Origin of the sequence: Mycobacterium sp. 852002-51961_SCH5331710 (assembly GCF_001665535.1) — a bacterium.
GTDB lineage: Bacteria > Actinomycetota > Actinomycetes > Mycobacteriales > Mycobacteriaceae > Mycobacterium.
The window spans coordinates 20,951-37,746 of record NZ_LZSQ01000049.1; the positions used below are offsets into that span (position 1 = coordinate 20,951).

At 67.5% G+C, this 16,796-nt stretch carries 18 protein-coding genes and 1 pseudogene; 5 read left to right on the top strand and 14 right to left on the bottom strand.

What is annotated here, in order from left to right:
• Position 1: 1 nt before the first annotated feature.
• The 3 genes and pseudogenes from secD to yajC all read right to left on the bottom strand — a co-directional run bounded on the left by secD (position 2) and on the right by yajC (position 2,221).
• Positions 2-1,648, bottom strand: a complete 1,647-nt coding sequence (gene secD, locus A5752_RS08135) for a protein translocase subunit SecD (RefSeq protein WP_502686703.1) — start codon at positions 1,646-1,648, stop codon at positions 2-4.
• Positions 1,631-1,801: pseudogene (locus A5752_RS28280) on the bottom strand (hypothetical protein); the annotation flags it as partial. The gene secD and the pseudogene A5752_RS28280, both read right to left, overlap by 18 nt.
• Before the next feature lie 84 nt (positions 1,802-1,885).
• Positions 1,886-2,221, bottom strand: coding sequence for a preprotein translocase subunit YajC (gene yajC / locus A5752_RS08140; protein ID WP_067084093.1), 336 nt, complete (start codon positions 2,219-2,221; stop codon positions 1,886-1,888).
• A 303-nt stretch (positions 2,222-2,524) separates the two neighbouring features.
• Between yajC and A5752_RS08145 the strand changes: the two genes are divergently transcribed.
• The gene (locus A5752_RS08145; protein ID WP_067084094.1) at positions 2,525-3,958 is read left to right on the top strand and encodes a gamma-aminobutyraldehyde dehydrogenase; all 1,434 of its coding nucleotides are present in this window, start codon (positions 2,525-2,527) and stop codon (positions 3,956-3,958) included.
• Between the two features lie 14 nt (positions 3,959-3,972).
• On the opposite strand, the gene A5752_RS08150 is transcribed toward A5752_RS08145, so the two are convergent.
• A complete protein-coding gene (locus A5752_RS08150; protein WP_067084096.1) occupies positions 3,973-4,281 on the bottom strand; it encodes a cytochrome P450 family protein in 309 nt (102 codons plus the stop codon).
• Between the two features lie 247 nt (positions 4,282-4,528).
• Complete coding sequence (locus tag A5752_RS08155) at positions 4,529-5,284, bottom strand: hypothetical protein (RefSeq protein WP_067084098.1); 756 nt, start codon at positions 5,282-5,284, stop codon at positions 4,529-4,531.
• Positions 5,285-5,358: 74 nt separating this feature from the next.
• On the opposite strand from A5752_RS08155, the gene A5752_RS08160 reads away from it, so the two are divergent.
• Positions 5,359-5,985, top strand: coding sequence for a maleylpyruvate isomerase N-terminal domain-containing protein (locus A5752_RS08160; protein ID WP_067084099.1), 627 nt, complete (start codon positions 5,359-5,361; stop codon positions 5,983-5,985).
• A 149-nt stretch (positions 5,986-6,134) separates the two neighbouring features.
• Positions 6,135-9,656: a carboxylic acid reductase gene (car, locus tag A5752_RS08165; RefSeq protein WP_067084102.1), complete on the top strand. Its 3,522-nt coding sequence runs from the start codon at positions 6,135-6,137 to the stop codon at positions 9,654-9,656.
• Between the two features lie 76 nt (positions 9,657-9,732).
• Here the strand turns inward: car and A5752_RS08170 are convergent, their stop codons facing one another.
• The 6 genes from A5752_RS08170 to A5752_RS08195 all read right to left on the bottom strand — a co-directional run bounded on the left by A5752_RS08170 (position 9,733) and on the right by A5752_RS08195 (position 13,356).
• Entirely contained in the window at positions 9,733-10,113 is a 381-nt protein-coding gene (locus A5752_RS08170) for a DUF1304 domain-containing protein (RefSeq protein ID WP_067084104.1), read from the bottom strand.
• Positions 10,113-10,751 (bottom strand): hypothetical protein, encoded by a 639-nt coding sequence (locus tag A5752_RS08175; protein WP_067084106.1) that lies wholly within the window; start codon positions 10,749-10,751, stop codon positions 10,113-10,115. The genes A5752_RS08170 and A5752_RS08175 overlap by 1 nt, the downstream gene beginning before the upstream one ends.
• A 10-nt stretch (positions 10,752-10,761) precedes the next feature.
• Positions 10,762-11,826 carry a Holliday junction branch migration DNA helicase RuvB gene (gene ruvB, locus A5752_RS08180; protein WP_067084108.1) on the bottom strand — a complete coding sequence of 355 codons (1,065 nt, stop codon included), beginning with the start codon at positions 11,824-11,826 and terminating at the stop codon, positions 10,762-10,764.
• Complete coding sequence (gene ruvA / locus A5752_RS08185) at positions 11,823-12,410, bottom strand: Holliday junction branch migration protein RuvA (RefSeq protein ID WP_067084110.1); 588 nt, start codon at positions 12,408-12,410, stop codon at positions 11,823-11,825. The genes ruvB and ruvA overlap by 4 nt, the downstream gene beginning before the upstream one ends.
• Positions 12,407-12,973 (bottom strand): crossover junction endodeoxyribonuclease RuvC, encoded by a 567-nt coding sequence (gene ruvC / locus A5752_RS08190; RefSeq protein WP_067084191.1) that lies wholly within the window; start codon positions 12,971-12,973, stop codon positions 12,407-12,409. Before ruvC ends, ruvA begins: the two co-directional genes overlap by 4 nt.
• 74 nt (positions 12,974-13,047) lie before the next feature.
• Positions 13,048-13,356, bottom strand: a complete 309-nt coding sequence (locus A5752_RS08195; protein WP_067084111.1) for a hypothetical protein — start codon at positions 13,354-13,356, stop codon at positions 13,048-13,050.
• Between the two features lie 125 nt (positions 13,357-13,481).
• Between A5752_RS08195 and A5752_RS08200 the strand changes: the two genes are divergently transcribed.
• A complete protein-coding gene (locus A5752_RS08200; RefSeq protein WP_067084113.1) occupies positions 13,482-14,711 on the top strand; it encodes a mechanosensitive ion channel family protein in 1,230 nt (409 codons plus the stop codon).
• Between the two features lie 8 nt (positions 14,712-14,719).
• On the opposite strand, the gene A5752_RS08205 is transcribed toward A5752_RS08200, so the two are convergent.
• Positions 14,720-15,043: a hypothetical protein gene (locus A5752_RS08205; RefSeq protein ID WP_067084114.1), complete on the bottom strand. Its 324-nt coding sequence runs from the start codon at positions 15,041-15,043 to the stop codon at positions 14,720-14,722.
• 43 nt (positions 15,044-15,086) lie between these two features.
• Between A5752_RS08205 and A5752_RS08210 the strand changes: the two genes are divergently transcribed.
• Positions 15,087-15,488, top strand: a complete 402-nt coding sequence (locus A5752_RS08210; protein ID WP_067084116.1) for a YybH family protein — start codon at positions 15,087-15,089, stop codon at positions 15,486-15,488.
• Here A5752_RS08210 and A5752_RS08215 read toward each other — a convergent pair.
• Together A5752_RS08215 and A5752_RS08220 are read right to left on the bottom strand one after the other, a co-directional pair.
• Positions 15,485-16,243 carry a YebC/PmpR family DNA-binding transcriptional regulator gene (locus A5752_RS08215; RefSeq protein WP_067084119.1) on the bottom strand — a complete coding sequence of 253 codons (759 nt, stop codon included), beginning with the start codon at positions 16,241-16,243 and terminating at the stop codon, positions 15,485-15,487. The genes A5752_RS08210 and A5752_RS08215 overlap by 4 nt on opposite strands.
• Positions 16,244-16,326: 83 nt before the next feature.
• Positions 16,327-16,761, bottom strand: coding sequence for a hypothetical protein (locus A5752_RS08220; RefSeq protein WP_067084121.1), 435 nt, complete (start codon positions 16,759-16,761; stop codon positions 16,327-16,329).
• Positions 16,762-16,796: the final 35 nt, after the last annotated feature.

The following is a 16,796-nucleotide window of genomic DNA, read 5'->3' on the forward strand; positions in this document are numbered from 1 at the left end:
GTTAGTCCCGTCCCGTCGCGTGCGCGGCCGCTCGTCGCTCCCTGGCGATCTGTTGCACCGCACCGAGTCCGTTCAGCGAAGGCTTGGCCAGTGTCGGCGACTTCGACGCCAGGTACACCAGCGGCCACGTCACGAGGAACACCACGACAACGTCGAGAATCGTCGTCAACCCGAGGGTGAACGCGAAGCCCTTGACCTGTCCGACCGCGAGGACGTACAGCACCGCCGCGGCCAGCAGCGTCACCGCGTTGCCTGACACGATCGTCTTGCGGGCCCTCGCCCAGCCTCGCGGCACCGCCGAGCGGAACGAACGCCCTTCTCGGATCTCATCTTTGATGCGTTCGAAGAACACCACGAACGAGTCGGCCGTCATACCGATACCGATGATCAGACCGGCGATGCCCGCCAGGTCGAGCGTATAGCCGATCCATCTGCCGAGTAGCACGAGGATCGCGTAGACCATGGCGCCGGACGCGACCAGCGACAGAGCGGTCAACACCCCCAGCATCCGGTAGTAGAGCAACGAGTAGATCAACACCAGCGCCAGCCCGACCGCACCGGCGATCAAGCCCGCCCGCAGCGACGAGAGACCCAGTGTGGCGGAGACGGTTTCGGCCTCCGACGACTCGAAGGACAGCGGCAGCGAACCGTACTTGAGGACGTTGGCCAGTTCGCGGGCCGTCTGCTGGGTGAACTGGCCGCTGATCTGGGTGCGTCCGCCGGGGATCGCCTCCCGAATCTCCGGTGCGCTCATCACTTTCGAGTCGAGCACGAACGCGGTCTGTGTCCCGACGTTGGCGGCGGTGAAGTCTGCCCAGGTCTTGGCGCCCTCGCCCTTGAACTGGAGGTTGACGACGTACTCGCCGCGCTGCTGGTCGAGCCCCGAGGTGGCGTCTTCGATCTGCTCACCGTTGATGATTGACTTGTCCAGCAGATACACGTTGCCGTCCCGACCGCAGGTGATCAGCGGAAGGTTCGGGTCGTCGTTGCCCGCCAGGACGTCGTCCTCATTGCACCGTGTCGCCTGGAACTGCAGGGCGAGGATCTGGATCTGCTGATCCGTGCTCTGCCGCAACTGCTTCTCGTCGGCGATGCGCTGCGCCAGCGGAACATCCTCGGGTGAGGGCGGCTTGGTCTGTGTCGGCGACGGCGCGGGGCTCCCGGGTGCCGGCGAGGGGCTGCCGGGTGCCGGCGAAGGTGGCGGAGGTGGCGGCGGGGCCGGCTGTGCCGGCGGCTCCTGCGGATACGGCCGCGGCTGCGGCGCACCCGGCGGCGCGGGCTGCGCGGGCGGCTGTTCACCACCGGGCGGCTGCTGACCGGCCGGCGGTTCGGCGCCCGGCGCACCCGGCATCCCCGGCATTCCGGGCATCGGACCACCCGGCGGCGCGTCCGGCGGACCCTCCGTCTCACCCGGCATCTCGGCGGGCATCACGTGCACGACGGGACGGATGTACAGCCGCGCGGTCTGGCCCAGGTTGCGGGCCTCGCTGCTCTCGCTGCCGGGCACCGTGATCACGAGGTTGTTGCCGTCGATGATCACCTCGGAACCGGACACGCCGAGGCCGTTGACCCGGTCGTTGATGATCTGTTGCGCCTGGTTCAGCGCCTCGCGGGTGGGCGGCGAGCCGTCGGGCGTGCGCGCGGTCAGGGTGACGCGGGTTCCGCCCTGCAGGTCAATACCGAGCTTGGGCTCGGCCTTCTTGTCTCCGGTCAGGAAGACCAGGCAGTAGGCGCCGACGAGCAGCGCCAGGAACAGTGACAGGTAGCGGGCAGGGTGCACCGGCGTCGAAGACGATGCCACGTTTTGTCAGGTCTCCTCGAGATCGGTCCGTCAGCACAGCACCGCAAAGACTACGGGCTCGAGCTGTGATTTCCGCCCGCGGACTCAGCCGTCGGTCTTGGTGTTCGGGCTTTCGGTGAGCTCGACCGCGGTCGACTCGGGCTCGTCGTCGTCGAACTCGTCGTCCTCGGTGATGCGGTCACGCACCGCGAGCTTCATCCAGGTGGTGACGACACCCGGCGCGATCTCGAGCTCCACCTCATCGTCGGTGATGCCCTTGATGGTTCCGACCAGACCGGACGTGGTGTGCACGCGGTCGTCGATCTGAAGCGAATTGTGCAGGTCGATGGTGGCCTGCATCGCCTTCTTCTGTCGGCGCGAGGCGAAGAACATGAACGCACCCAGCACGATGAGCAGGGGGAGGAAGACAACCAAATCCATGGCGATGAAATCTTTCGTTAGGTCTTGTGGTCACGGCGCAGCGCCGGTAGGGGCGCGCACCCATAAGTGACCAGTGTGCCATTGCGGCCTTGCCCGGCGACCAGCCGACCACGACGAACCCGCGAATTCACCGCCGCGCGAATCCGGCTCGTCATCCTGGTCAACGAATTCCGTTGCGTCTACCCCGCAGTGGCTGCGGATTACGCCACACCCTGGCGGGGTTATCGACCGGATCGGTGCTGTTTTGGTTAGGCTTCTTGCTCGATGAGCACCGTCGAGACCTGTGACTCACAAGGAGATCGAATGACAACGGTCCAGAACTTCATCGGCGGCGAGAGCGTCGACTCGGTCAGCGGCGCCACCATGCCACTGGTAGATCCGTCGACCGGTGAGCAGTACGGCACCGCGCCGATCTCGAACGAGGCCGACATCGACAACGCCTACGCCGCCGCGTCCAAGGCGTTCACCGACTGGAAACGCACCACTCCCTCGGTGCGGCAGAAGGCGTTGCTGGACTTCGCCGATGATGTCGAAAAGCACGCGGAAGAACTCGTGGCCGCCGAGGGGCGCAACACCGGCAAGCCCAACCACGTGACGATGGCCGAAGAGATCCCGCCGATGGTCGACCAGATCCGGTTCTTCGCCGGCGCCGCGCGGATGCTGGAGGGCAAGTCGGCCGGCGAGTACATGGAGAACCACACGTCGTGGATCCGCCGCGAACCGGTCGGTGTGGTCGGCCAGGTGGCTCCGTGGAACTACCCGATGATGATGGCGATCTGGAAGTTCGTGCCCGCGGTCGCAGCGGGCAACACCGTCGTCATCAAGCCCAGCGACACGACCCCGGTCACGACCGTGATGCTGGCCGAGATCGCGGCCCGGCACTTTCCGCCCGGAGTGCTGAATGTCGTTTGTGGAGACCGTGATACGGGTGCCGCCGTGGTGGCGCACCCTACGCCGCAGATGGTGTCGATCACCGGGTCCGTCGCCGCCGGCCGCGCAGTGGCCGTCAGCGCCGGCGGGCACCTCAAGCGCACACACCTGGAGTTGGGCGGCATGGCGCCGGTGATCGTGTTCGACGACAGCGACATCGCATCGGCGGCCGAAGGCATCGCGACGGCGGGCTATTTCAACGCCGGCCAGGACTGCACCGCGGCCACGCGCGTGCTCGCGACCGCACGGGTCGCCTCGGACCTGACCGAGGCGCTGGCCGAGCAGGCGCGCGCGGCGACGACGACGTACGGCAAGCCCGCCGACGACGAGGACGCCTGGGTGCCGCCGGTGAACAACTCCAACCAGTTGGAGCGGGTGCTCGGCTTCCTTGGTGACGTGCCGTCGCACGCGACGGTCGCGGTCGGCGGAGGACGGCAGGGAGACAAGGGTTTCTACGTCGAACCGACGGTGATCGGCGGCCTGCGCCAGGACGACCGCTTGGTTCAGCAGGAGATCTTCGGCCCGGTCATCACCGTGCAGTCCTTCTCCGACGAGGACGAGGCGATCGCGTGGGCAAACGGCACCGAGTACGGGTTGGCGTCGTCGGTGTGGACGCGTGATGTGTCACGGGCACTGCGCGTTTCAGCGGCCCTCGACTTCGGGTGCGTGTGGATCAATACGCACATCCCGCTGGTGGCCGAGATGCCGCACGGCGGGTTCAAGTCCTCGGGACACGGTAAGGACCTGTCGATGTACGGGTTCGAGGATTACACCCGCATCAAGCACGTCATGGCCTATACGGGCTGACAAATCGCAGCCGCCTAGAAGACCTTGACCCCGATCAGCGTGGCGACGAAGCGGTAGATGTCGTCGACGGTGAGTTCGACGCCACCGACCTCGACGTCGATCAGGTCGGACAGCAGGTCGTCGGTCGGCTTCCAGCAGCGCTCGGCGATCTTGACGTCGATGTACTGGAACAGCGCCTCTTCGTCGTGCGGGGTCATCGGACCGGCGGCCAGACGGGCGAACATCGGCCAGTCCTCCTGCGGGAAGCCGAACGCTTCGCACACTGCGGTGGCCGAATTTTGCCGTGCGACAACGGAATCGGTGATACCAGGCCTGTCGGGCATGGTGGGCCTCCTGACAAAGAGCTACGTCGGCTATCGGACGCCACCAAGGTGATGATCGAAAAGGCGCACGTCGAATTGGTTACCTAGCCAGGCTAGTTACTAGGTCGGCCCATGGCAGTCATGCAGGTCACAGCGACGCGGTGAAACTCGTCGCACGGACAGCGCTGTGGGATCTGCGTCACCCCAACAGGATCGGCTACCGCAAAGCGCCCCGGACGTCGAGCGTCCGGGGCGCCTTGGTGGAGAGTTACCGGTGGGCGAGTCGCCCGCCGCGATCGCCGCGTGAGCGGAACATGTCCCGCCAATTGCGCCGACGCGGTTGTGCGGCCTCGGCCGTCGGCCCGATCACCTCGGTCCGCTGCTCGGCCATCGCGGGCTGACCGGCGACCGGATCCGTGCGGCCAGCGACCGGACCGGTGACGGGCCCGGTGTGGCCCGCGACCGGAGTCGGTTCGGCCGCCGCCACCGGAGCGTGCTCGTCGGCGGTCGTGTGCGCGGTGACGGGTCGGTCGGCCCACTCGACGTCGCGCACGCTGCGCACCGAGATGCGGCCGAGCGCCGCGGCACCCAGGAACACGATCAACGCTCCGAGGCCGTAGAAGAACAACAGCTCGAGCGCGATGCGCTTGGCCTCGGTCGCGGCGACAGGCGAACCCGCGTCACCGAGGTTCAACGGACCCGCCACCGCGCGGCCGATGATGAACCACACGCCGCCCGCGACAGCGAGCCACCCGCCGAGCGAAGCGGTCGCACGGTTGCGCGACATCAGCAGCAGCAGGCCGCCCAGCACGGTCACCGCCCCGGGCAGCACTTCCAGCCAGCCGCGGCCGGTCGTCCACATCCAGGCCTGATCGGGGCTGTACGCGAAGTTGAACAGCGGGCCGATGAAGGGAGCCAGTGCGCCCCAGGCGCCCAGCAGGATCAACAGGAATCCACTCGTGGCCCCGCGACTGCGCGGCATTCGCATCCGCCCACCTCGGGGATGTACTCGCGTCTCGGTCATGATGCCTCCTTGGTCGTGCGGGGTGGTTACCCGCGCTGACGCATACGTAACCGGTCGTTGGCTAGGTTGGCGCCATGCGACTCGACGGTGACGCAGCCCGCCGCGTCCTGGCCGACGCGTGGCAGCGGTGGGCTCGACGGTGCGCAGAACTGACCGCCGACGAATGGTCCACACCCACGCGCTGCGGAGACTGGGACGTCGCGGCGCTGCTCGCCCACGTCTGCCCGGAACCGGCAATGTTTGACCGTCTCACCGGCGCTGTGATCGACGGTCCCGCCGCCGTCACCGACGCGGCGACCCTGCTGCGCCGCTTCAACGAACCCGACGGAGTCGCCAACACCAACGCTGAAAGCCTTGCCGAACAAGCGGTTTCGGAGTCCGCAGCGCTGACCCCGCGGGCGGCCGCCCGACGATTCGAAGAGAGCGCGCGGGTGCTGCGTGCCACGCCGATGCCCGCGGAGACCACGATCGCGTATCCGGTCGTCGGCAGCACGACGCTGGCCGTCGTCGCTGAGACCGCGCTCATGGAGGCAACGGTGCACCTGCTCGACCTCGCCGATGCGGTCGGCGGCGTCGAACCGTCGGCCGAGGCGTTGAACGCCACGCGGGACCTGTTGATCTGCGTACCCGATGCGACGCTGGCCGTCGAGGTGCTCGCCGGGCGCGCCGATCCCGCGAGGGTGTTCCCGGCGATCCGCTGACCCGCCGCGGCGGGGTCTTGCAGAAAGCGCTGCTCGCGCTCACAGCAAGTTCCCAGCCGCCGAGGGAATACTTTTAGTTCGACTATCGATGTTTTTGGTGGACGCAATGTCGCGCCCCCACAATCCACGTTCGTCCAAAGGATTTCTTGATGACGACTGATACCCATGAGGCGCGACTCGAGCGTCGTATTTCCGATTTGTTCGAAACCGATCCGCAGTTCGCCGCCGCACGACCTTCAGAGCAGGTCGCAGAGGCCATCGAAGCGACCGACCTCTCCATCCCCCAGCTCATCCGAACTATTTTCGACGGCTACGCCGATCGGCCGGCGCTCGGTGAACGCGCCGTCGACTTCGTCACCGATCCGGGGACCGGACGCACGACAGCCCAACTGCTCCCCCGGTTCGACACCATCACTTATCGCGAGTTGGCAGACCGCGTCCAGGCAGCGGCCGCCGCCTTGGCGGGAGCCTCGGTAGGCACGGGTGACCGTGTCGCGATCGTCGGGTTCACCAGCATCGACTACACGACCGTCGACATGGCGCTACTGCATCTCGGTGCCGTCTCCGTGCCTCTGCAGACCAGCGCGGCCATAGCGCAGCTGCAGCCGATCGCCGTCGAGACCGAACCGGTCGCCATGGCGTCGAGTGTGGATTTCCTCGACGACGCGGTCGAGGTGATGCTGACCGGCCACCTCCCGCAACACCTGATCGTGTTCGACTACCACCCCGAGGTCGACGACCATCGCGCCGCGCTCGACGCCGCGAAGACGCGCCTCGGCGAAACCGGTGTTCAGATCGAGACTTTGGACGAAGTGATCGTCCGCGGCCGGGCGCTTCCGGCCACCGCGCCCGCCGACCTCGACGACGACGAGCTCGCGCTGTTGATCTACACCTCGGGCAGCACCGGCGCGCCGAAGGGCGCGATGTACCAGCGCAAGATGGTGGCCAACTCGTGGCGCCGGTCGAGCATGGCGATGTGGGGCGGCGGACAGTCGCTTCCGTCGATCACGTTGAACTTCATGCCGATGAGCCACGTGATGGGCCGCGGCATCCTGTACGCCACTCTGGGTGCAGGCGGTACCGCGTATTTCGTTGCCAGAAGCGATCTCTCGACGTTCCTCGACGACATCGCGCTGGTGCGTCCCACGCAGCTGAGCTTCGTGCCGCGCATCTGGGACATGATGTTCCAGCAGTTCCAGAGCGAGGTCGACCGCCGTGCCGCCGACGGTGTGGATCGCTGGGCGGCCGAAACCGATGTGCTCGCCGATCTGCGACAGAACCTGTTGGGCGGCCGGTTCGTCTCGGCGATGACGGGGTCCGCGCCGATCTCGCCGGAGATGAAGACCTTCGTCGAATCGCTGCTCGACCTGCACCTGACCGACGGCTACGGATCCACCGAAGCCGGTGCGGTTTGCGTCGACGGACAGGTGTCGCGGCCGCCGGTCATCGACTACCGGTTGGCCGACGTCCCCGATCTCGGGTACTACCACACCGACCGTCCGTATCCGCGCGGCGAACTGCTCGTGAAGTCGGAGACGATGTTCCCCGGCTATTACAAGCGGCCCGAGATTACCGCGTCGGTGTTCGACGCCGACGGCTACTACAAGACCGGCGACATCGTGGCCGAGGTCGGTCCGGACCAGTTGGTCTATCTCGACCGTCGCAACAACGTGCTCAAACTGTCGCAGGGCGAGTTCGTCACGGTCGCCAAACTCGAGGCGGCGTTCGGTACCAGCCCGCTGATCCGCCAGATCTTCGTCTACGGCAACAGCGCCCGCTCCTACCTGCTCGCGGTGATCGTGCCGACCGACGACGCGCTCGCCCGCTACGACGGCGAGGCCTCGAAGACCGCGATCAGCGAATCCCTGCAGGACGTCGCGAGAACGGCCAACCTGCAGTCGTATGAGATTCCGCGCGACTTCATCGTCGAGACAACGCCGTTCACGCTCGAGAACGGGCTGCTCACGGGTATTCGCAAGCTTGCGCGTCCGAAGCTCAAGGAGCACTACGGCGAACGCTTGGAGGCGCAATACACCGAGCTGGCCGACAGCCAGGCCGCAGAACTGCGCGCTCTGCGCCAGCACGGTGCCGAGAAGCCGGTCATCGAGACGATCAGCCGGGCCGCCGGCGCCCTGCTGGGCGCGACGGCCGCCGATCTGCAGCCCGATGCGCATTTCACCGACCTGGGCGGGGATTCGTTGTCCGCGTTGACGTTCGGCAACCTGCTGAACGAGATCTACGACATCGAGGTGCCGGTCGGCGTCATCGTCAGCCCGGCGAACGATCTGGCGGCCCTCGCCGCCTACATCGAATCGGCACGCGAACCCGGTTCCAAGAGGCCGACATTCGCGTCGGTGCACGGCCGGGACGCCACCGAGGTACACGCGAGCGACTTGACGCTGGACAAGTTCCTCGACGACGCCACCCTGACGGCTGCGCCGTCGCTGCCCGGCCCGAGCAGCGAGGTGCGCACCGTGCTGTTGACCGGCGCGACGGGCTTTTTGGGCCGCTATCTGGCGCTGGAGTGGCTCGAGCGCATGGCAATGGTGGGTGGCAAGGTGATCTGCCTGGTGCGCGCGAAGGACGATGCGTCGGCGCGCGACCGGCTGGACCGGACGTTCGACTCGGGCGATCCCCGATTGCTGCGTCACTACCGGGAGTTGGCCGCCGATCATCTCGAGGTCATCGCCGGCGACAAGGGTGAGGCCGATCTCGGCCTCGACCGCCGGACGTGGCAGCGGCTCGCCGACACGGTGGACCTGATCGTCGACCCGGCCGCGTTGGTCAACCACGTACTGCCCTACAGCCAGCTGTTGGGGCCCAACGCCGTCGGCACCGCCGAACTGATCCGCATCGCGTTGACGACGAAGATCAAGCCGTTCGTGTACGTGTCGACGATCGGTGTCGGCGCGGGCATCGCCCCGGGACAATTCACCGAGGACGGCGACATCCGGGTGATCAGCGCGACGCGCCAGGTCGACGACACCTACGCCAACGGCTACGGCAACAGCAAGTGGGCCGGTGAGGTGCTGCTGCGCGAGGCGCACGACCTGTGCGGGCTGCCGGTCGCGGTCTTCCGTTGCGACATGATCCTGGCCGACACCACTTACGCCGGTCAGCTCAACGTGCCGGACATGTTCACGCGGTTGATCCTGAGCCTCGTCGCGACCGGCATCGCGCCCTTCTCGTTCTACGAGGTCGACGCGGACGGCCACCGCCAACGCGCGCACTACGACGGTCTCCCCGTCGAGTTCATCGCCGACGCCATCTCGACACTCGGCGCGCAGGTCGGCCACGACGCCGGACCGGGCTTCGAGACGTATCACGTCATGAACCCCTACGACGACGGCATCGGGCTCGACGAGTTCGTCGACTGGCTGATCGACGCCGGATATCCAGTCGAACGCGTCGGTGACTACGCCACGTGGTTACAGCGGTTCGACACCGCGATCCGCGGGTTGCCCGAACGACAGCGGCAGGCGTCGCTGCTCCCGCTGCTGCACAACTACCAGCGGCCCGAGACCCCGATCCGGGGTTCGATGGCGCCGACCGATCGGTTCCGCACGGCCGTGCAGGACGCGAAGATCGGTCCGGACAAGGACATTCCGCACGTGACGCGTGACGTCATCGTCAAGTACGTCACCGACCTGGAGCTGCTGGGGTTGCTTTAGGGCGACGTCGAACGTGCGGCCGCTGCGAGATCTCCCCGACAAGACCGCAGTGGCCGCACGTTCGGCGCACCCGGCGCTACAGCGCCACCGCCAGGATCAGCAACACGATTGCGATCAGCGGGAAGATCCCCTGTGTCACAGCGGCCCTCGCCTTGTCCGGTGAGGACAGCAACAGCACCAGCGCCGCGGCCAGCATCGAGCCGACACCGGCGAAGATCAGCGCGAGGCCGACCCAGCCGAGACCGCCGATGACGATCCCCACGATCGTGATGATGGCCAGAAACAAGTTGTAGAAACCCTGGTTGAACGCCAACTCCTTGGTGGCCAACGCCTCTTCCTCGGTGAGTCCGAACGTCGCTCTGGTGCGCGGCGACGTCCACGTCAACGACTCCATGACCCAGATGTAGATGTGCAGCAGGGCAGCGAGCCCCGCGAAGAACAATCCGGCATAACCCATCACACGCCCACGCTTTCCACTCGAACCACCGGCGGTATCGCCAACATGACCAGGCCGATCAGCGCCATCCAAACCACCACGGCGTACGCACCGGGCAGCCCGATCCAGGTGTGCAGCAGTGCAGGCACGCCGAGCACCGCAAGCGCCGCCGACCACTTCGGCAGCACACCGGTGCGCCAGACGATGTAGGCGGTGGCGAATATCAGTGCGGCCGAGCCGATGTGGCTGTAGTGATAGAGCCACACCGCCAGGCCGAGGAACGGCTGCGAGTAGGACGTCACGGTGAGATCGTCGAACCGCACGATGGCCGCCGGAATCGCGACCTCGGCGGCCAGCCCGGCCGCGGTCAGCGCGAGGAAAATCGCACCGCCCAGCGCCGCGGTGTACACCGCGCCGGTGGGCCCGGCCGCCGACCGCAATACCGATACGAGCACCCCGACGAATAGCAGGCCGAAAAACAGATGCAGCAGCGGCAGGGCGCCGTTCAGGGTGAGAAACGTTGCCGCATGGTCGAAATAAGCGTCCACTCCGCCGGCGTCTTGCGGCGTCTCGGGTGAGCCGACCAGATACGCCGGCACGATCACACCTGCGGAGGCCACGCCGAGCAAGCCGCCCAGCCTGATCGTGCCGCTGCCCATCTCGTCCTCCTCAGTCGAAAAGACCCGCCTGTCCCAGACCCGTCACTCCGCTCGGCGGGGTCAGGCCGAGATGTGTCCACGCCTGTGCGGTGGCCACACGTCCGCGTGGTGTGCGCGCGATCATCCCGGCGCGCACGAGGAACGGCTCGCACACCTCTTCCACCGTCGTCGCCTCCTCGCCGACCGCAACCGCGAGAGTGGACACGCCGACCGGTCCCCCGCCGAAACTGCGTGTCAGCGCGGACAATACGGCGCGGTCGAGCCGGTCGAGGCCGAGCTCGTCGACGTCGTAGACCTCCAGCGCCGCCTTGGCGATATCGCGGGTGATCACGCCGTCGGCACGCACCTCGGCGTAGTCGCGGACCCGGCGCAGCAGCCGGTTGGCGATGCGCGGCGTGCCCCGCGAGCGGCGCGCGATCTCGGCGCCCGCGTCGGCGCCCAACTCGATGCCGAGGATGCCCGCCGAACGCGACAGCACCCGCTCGAGTTCGGAGGGTTCGTAGAAGTCCATGTGGGCGGTGAACCCGAACCGGTCGCGCAATGGGCCGGTCAGTGCGCCCGAGCGGGTGGTGGCCCCGACGAGGGTGAACGGGGCGACGTCGAGCGGAATCGAGGTGGCGCCGGGGCCCTTGCCGACGACGACGTCGACGCGGAAGTCCTCCATCGCCAGGTACAACATCTCCTCCGCCGGGCGGGCGATGCGGTGGATTTCGTCGATGAACAGCACATCGTGCTCGACGAGGTTCGACAGCATCGCGGCGAGGTCGCCGGCACGCTCGAGCGCCGGACCGGAGGTGACCCGCAGCGAGGACCCGAGTTCGGCGGCGATGATCATCGCCAACGACGTCTTACCCAGCCCGGGCGGGCCCGAGAGCAGGATGTGGTCCGGTGTGCCGCCGCGGTTCTTGGCGCCCTCGATGACCAGTTGCAACTGCTCACGAACCCGCGGTTGGCCGATGAACTCCCCCAGCGACCGGGGCCGCAGACTCGCGTCGATGTCGCCCTCGCCGACCGTCAGCGCGGGAGAGACCTCACGCTGTTCGGCCTCGTCTTCGTCGTCGGTGAACCGGCTCATTTGTTACCCAGCATGGACAGCGCCGCCCGCAGCGCGGTCGACTGGTTGGCCTCGGGGTCGTTGGCCAGCACCTTGTCGGTGGCCTCCTCGGCCTGTTTGGCCGCGAACCCGAGCCCGATGAGCGCCTCGACGACCGGACCGCGCACCGCGTGCCCGCTCGCCGTCGCGGCGCCGGACGATGAAGCGATGCCGACCTTGTCGCGCAGGCTCAGCGCCATCAGCTCGGCGGTCTTCTTCCCCACCTTCGGGATGCGGGTCAGCGCGGTGATGTCGCCGTCGCCGATGGCCTGACGAAGGGTCGGTCCGTCGTACATCGCCAGCGCCCCGAGCGCGATGCTGGGCCCTATTCCTGACACCCCGAGCAGCGTGAGGAACAGGTCGCGGGCGTCGCCGTCGGCGAAGCCGTAGAGCGTCTGGGAGTCTTCGCGGACAATCATCGCGGTGATCAACCGGGCCTCGGCACCGCGGCGCAACGTGGCCAGCGTCGACGGCGTGGCCATCACCTTGTAGCCGACCCCGCCCGCTTCGATCACGACGTGGTCGAGTGCGATGTCGAGAACCTCACCACGAACCGATGCGATCATCGTGCCGCCTTCGCTTTCGCCTTGAGCGTCGCCTTGTACTTGCGTTGTTGTTCGGCGGCCAGCGCCTCGGCCGCCGCCATCCGGGCGATCATCGGTGCGCGCCAACAATGGCAGATCGCCAACGCCAGCGCATCGGCGGCGTCGGCCGGCGTCGGCTTGGTCTGCAGCGCAAGGATTCTGGTCACCATCGCAGTCACCTGGGCCTTGTCGGCGTTGCCGTTGCCGGTGACCGCGGCCTTCACCTCGCTGGGGGTGTGGAAATGCACGTCGATGCCGCGGCGGGCGGCCGCGAGCGCGATGACCCCGCCGGCCTGGGCCGTGCCCATCACGGTGGAGACGTTCTGCTGGGAGAACACCCGCTCGATCGCGATCACATCGGGCTTGTGGGTGTCCATCCAGTATTCGACGGCGTCACTGATCACCAGTAGACGCCGGTGCAGCGGATCGCCGGACGGAGTGCGGACCACGTCGACGTCGAGCGCGGTGACCTGGCGACCCGCGCCGCCCTCGATGAGGGACAGTCCGCAGCGCGTCAACCCGGGGTCGACTCCCATCACCCGCACGTCCGGCCCTTCTGTGAACACTTGTTCGAGAGCTTAGCCGCCCGACGGGGCAGGATCCGGCAGGACACGCCCGCTCAGATCACGAACTGACCGCCGCGCCCGCCCGCGGCGATCTGCACCGCGATCTCGTTGATGCGACCCTTCGACCTGTTCCATCCGCGCACCAGTTCGCGGCCCACCTGATGCCCGCCGCGTTCGATGGTGATCACCCAGCGCACCCCACAGAACTTGGCGAGCAGCCAGAACGGCCACAGCACAACGAACAGCGCGCCGACGAGGATCTCCAGCCAACCGAATGTGAGATCGAGCGCGTCGCCCGGAAACGGCCACCACCGCCTGGTGATCTGCCACTCGGTGCCGCCTGTGTCGCGTACCACTGCCACGCGCCAATTGTGCTTGTGGGACGGCAGAATCCGCGTCCGACGCCCCGAAGCCGATGTTTCCCACGGCGGCAACACGGCTACGCGACGGTGGACCTGATCCCGATTCGTGGAGTGACCCCATCCCCATGCCGGACGAGACCGAACTGCAGACCGCAACCAATATTGCCGTCACCATCGCGTGGGCGGCCGGGGCTATCGCCGCCGTGTACGTGTTCGGGGTGGTGGTGACCTGGTTGATGGCGCGCATCAGTCGCCGCAGCGCCCTGCTCAAGGACATCGAGGTGCTCACCCGCAAGCCGGTGCGCATGCTGTTGATGGTGATCGCGGCGTCGGTCGCGGTCCGGCGGACGTCGGGCACCGCGGACTCGTGGCGCGGCTGGGTCGACCACTGGCTGCTCATCCTGATGATCGTGTCGATCACCTGGCTGGTCACCGGGCTGGTCCGCGTCGCCGAGAGGCGCATGATCGCGCGCTACGGCGGCGGCGGTGAGGAGATCTCGGACGCCGACCGGCTGTGGCGGCGGGTGCGCACACAGGTCACGGTGCTGCGCCGGCTCGCGATCGCGATCATCGTCGTCCTCGGCGGCGCCGCGATCCTCATGACGTTCCCGTCGTTCTCCGACATCGGCACCACCGTGTTCGCCTCCGCCGGTGTGCTGTCGGTGGTCGCCGGCCTGGCCGCCCAGACGTCGCTGGGTGCGGTCTTCGCCGGAATGCAGATCGCGTTCTCCGGCGCAATCCGTGTGGGCGACATCGTCCAGCTCGAGAGCGGACAGTGGTGGGGCCGGATCGAGGAGATCACGCTGACGTACGTTGTCGTCCGCATCTGGGACGAGCGTCGGCTGGTGCTGCCGTCGAGCTACTTCACCACCGAGCCGTTCGAGAACTGGACGCGTAGTGCCACCGAGATCATGGGCACGGTCGAGTTCGACGTCGACTTCAACGTCCCGATCAACGACATGCGCACCGAGTTGGACCGGCTGCTGGCCGAAAACGAGCTCTGGGACGGGCGCCGCGGGGTCCTGCAGGTGACCGACGCGGTCGGCGGTGTGGTCCGCGTGCGCGTCGTGGTCAGCGCCCACAACGCCGGCGCGCTGTACGACCTGCAGTGCGCCGTCCGCGAGGGACTGGTCGCGTGGGTGCAGCGCACCGGCGGCGTGGTGCCGATTCAGCGCATCCAACCCGCCGAGCCGGCACCGGAACCGCAGGCGCGGCGCGAGGTCGCGAGCGAGACCAAACGCGTCGCCGCGGGCATGTTCTCGGGCAGCCCGGAGGCGGAGGAACGCGCGAAGGCGTTCGACCACACCATCGACTGCGAGGACGACGAGCTCGTGCGGAGCAACGGCCGGGGCTGAGCCGCGCGTCAGGAGGCCGCCGGCTCCTCGACGGGGTACGTACCGGCCTGCACCGACGCCGCGATCTCGTAAACGCGTTCGCCGGAGCGGCGCCAGCCGCGCACGCGTTCGCGGCCGATCCGCTCGCCGCCGCGTTCGATCACGACCGTCCACGAAACGCCCAGCCACTTCAGCAGCAGCCAAACCGGCCACATCAGCATGAACGGCAGCATGAGCAGGAAGAGGAACGCGTCGAGGGTCTCGAATCCGGTCTGCCACGGCAGGGTTCGCCACCACCAGCGCCGCACCGTCACCGTCTCCCCCTCCGGATCGGTCACCGTCACCCTGGCCATGTCGCGGTCTCCGCTCTTTCGTGGTCGTCCCGATAATGGGCCGATGACGTTCGTCGGGCCGGCCGAAGACAGACAGCTCATCCGTGAGCGCCTCGAAATCTACAGCGATGCGGTCACCCGCAAGGACCTCGACGCGTACCTGGCGTGCTGGACCGAGGATGGCCGCAGGACGGGCTCGGGCGGCGAGTGTCACGGCAAGAGCGAACTGCGCGACCACTGGCACGGCATCTTCGCGGCCATCGAGCAGATGGCGTTCTTCACCCAGATGGCGTCGGTGACCGTGCGCGGCGACCGCGCGGACGCACGCTCCTACTGCCTGGAGTTCATGCGCGCGCGCGACCAGCCGGTGCGCCAGCTGGTCGGCGAGTATGTCGACGAACTCGTACGCGTCGACGGGAACTGGCTGTTCGCCTCCCGCCACTACCGCGTGGCGCTGCCGCTCTAGTCCTCGTTGTCGAGTTCGGCCGCGACATCGTCGGAGATGTCGATGTTGGTGTAGACGTCCTGGACGTCGTCGAGGTCTTCGAGCGCGTCGACCAGCTTCATGATCTTGCGCGCGCCGTCGGCATCCAGCGGTACCGACACCGACGGCTCGAAGCCGGCCTCGGCGGACTCGTAGTCGATGCCGGCGTCCTGCAGTGCGGTGCGCACCGCGACGAGATCGGTTGGCTCGCAGAGGATCTCGAAGGAGTCGCCGAGGTCGTTGACGTCCTCGGCGCCGGCCTCGAGCACCGCCATCAGCACGTCGTCCTCGGTGAGGCCGTTCTTGTCGAGGGTGATGACGCCCTTGCGGGAAAAGAGGTAGGACACCGAACCGGGGTCGGCCATGTTGCCGCCGTTGCGGGTCATCGCGACGCGGACCTCACCGGCCGCGCGGTTGCGGTTGTCGGTCAGGCATTCGATCAGCACCGCGACACCGTTGGGGCCGTAGCCCTCGTAGGTGATGTTCTGATACTCGGCGCCGCCGGCTTCCTCACCGCTGCCGCGCTTGCGGGCCCGCTCGATGTTGTCGTTGGGCACCGACGACTTCTTGGCCTTCTGGATCGCGTCGTACAGCGTCGGGTTGCCCGCGGGGTCGCCGCCGCCGGTCCGCGCGGCGACCTCGATGTTCTTGATCAATTTGGCGAACATCTTGCCGCGGCGGGCGTCGATGACCGCTTTCTTGTGCTTGGTGGTGGCCCACTTGGAATGGCCGCTCATGCAGGTAGTACCTCTCCGTGCGCTTTCGTGCGCCACGTTCGTGCGCTGAGTCCGCCCGACGAGTCTACGTGGATGTTTGCGCCCTACCGAACCGCGTCGGGCGACGTCAGCGCGATGACGCGGTACCCGACGGCGGCCGGCCAGCCGATGTGGCCGTGCACGTGCACCTGCAGCCACGTCGGTGCGCCGGACGGGTCGTCGGTGAACGTCGCGGCCGCGTCGACGACAGCGCCCGTCTCGCCGGAGGCCGCCAGGACGACCGAGACGGACAACGTCGGAGTGCCGAGCGCGGCCCGGTCGTACGGGAGGCTGTCCGGGATGAAGAACGACGCCGAGAAGTTCGGCGACCGGATGCCCCTGGGCGCATTGGGTGCTCGGCGCAGCGCCAGGCCGGACACGATCGGTTTGCCGTCGAACCAGGCGGTTCCGGTGTACTCGGTGCGCCGTGCGTCCGCGCCGTTCGAGAGCTTGACCAGGGTATCGATGCGCGGTTGCGGTTCGACTTCGACCATCGTCATCGCGGCGTTCCGTCCTACCGACGCTGTTAGGTCTG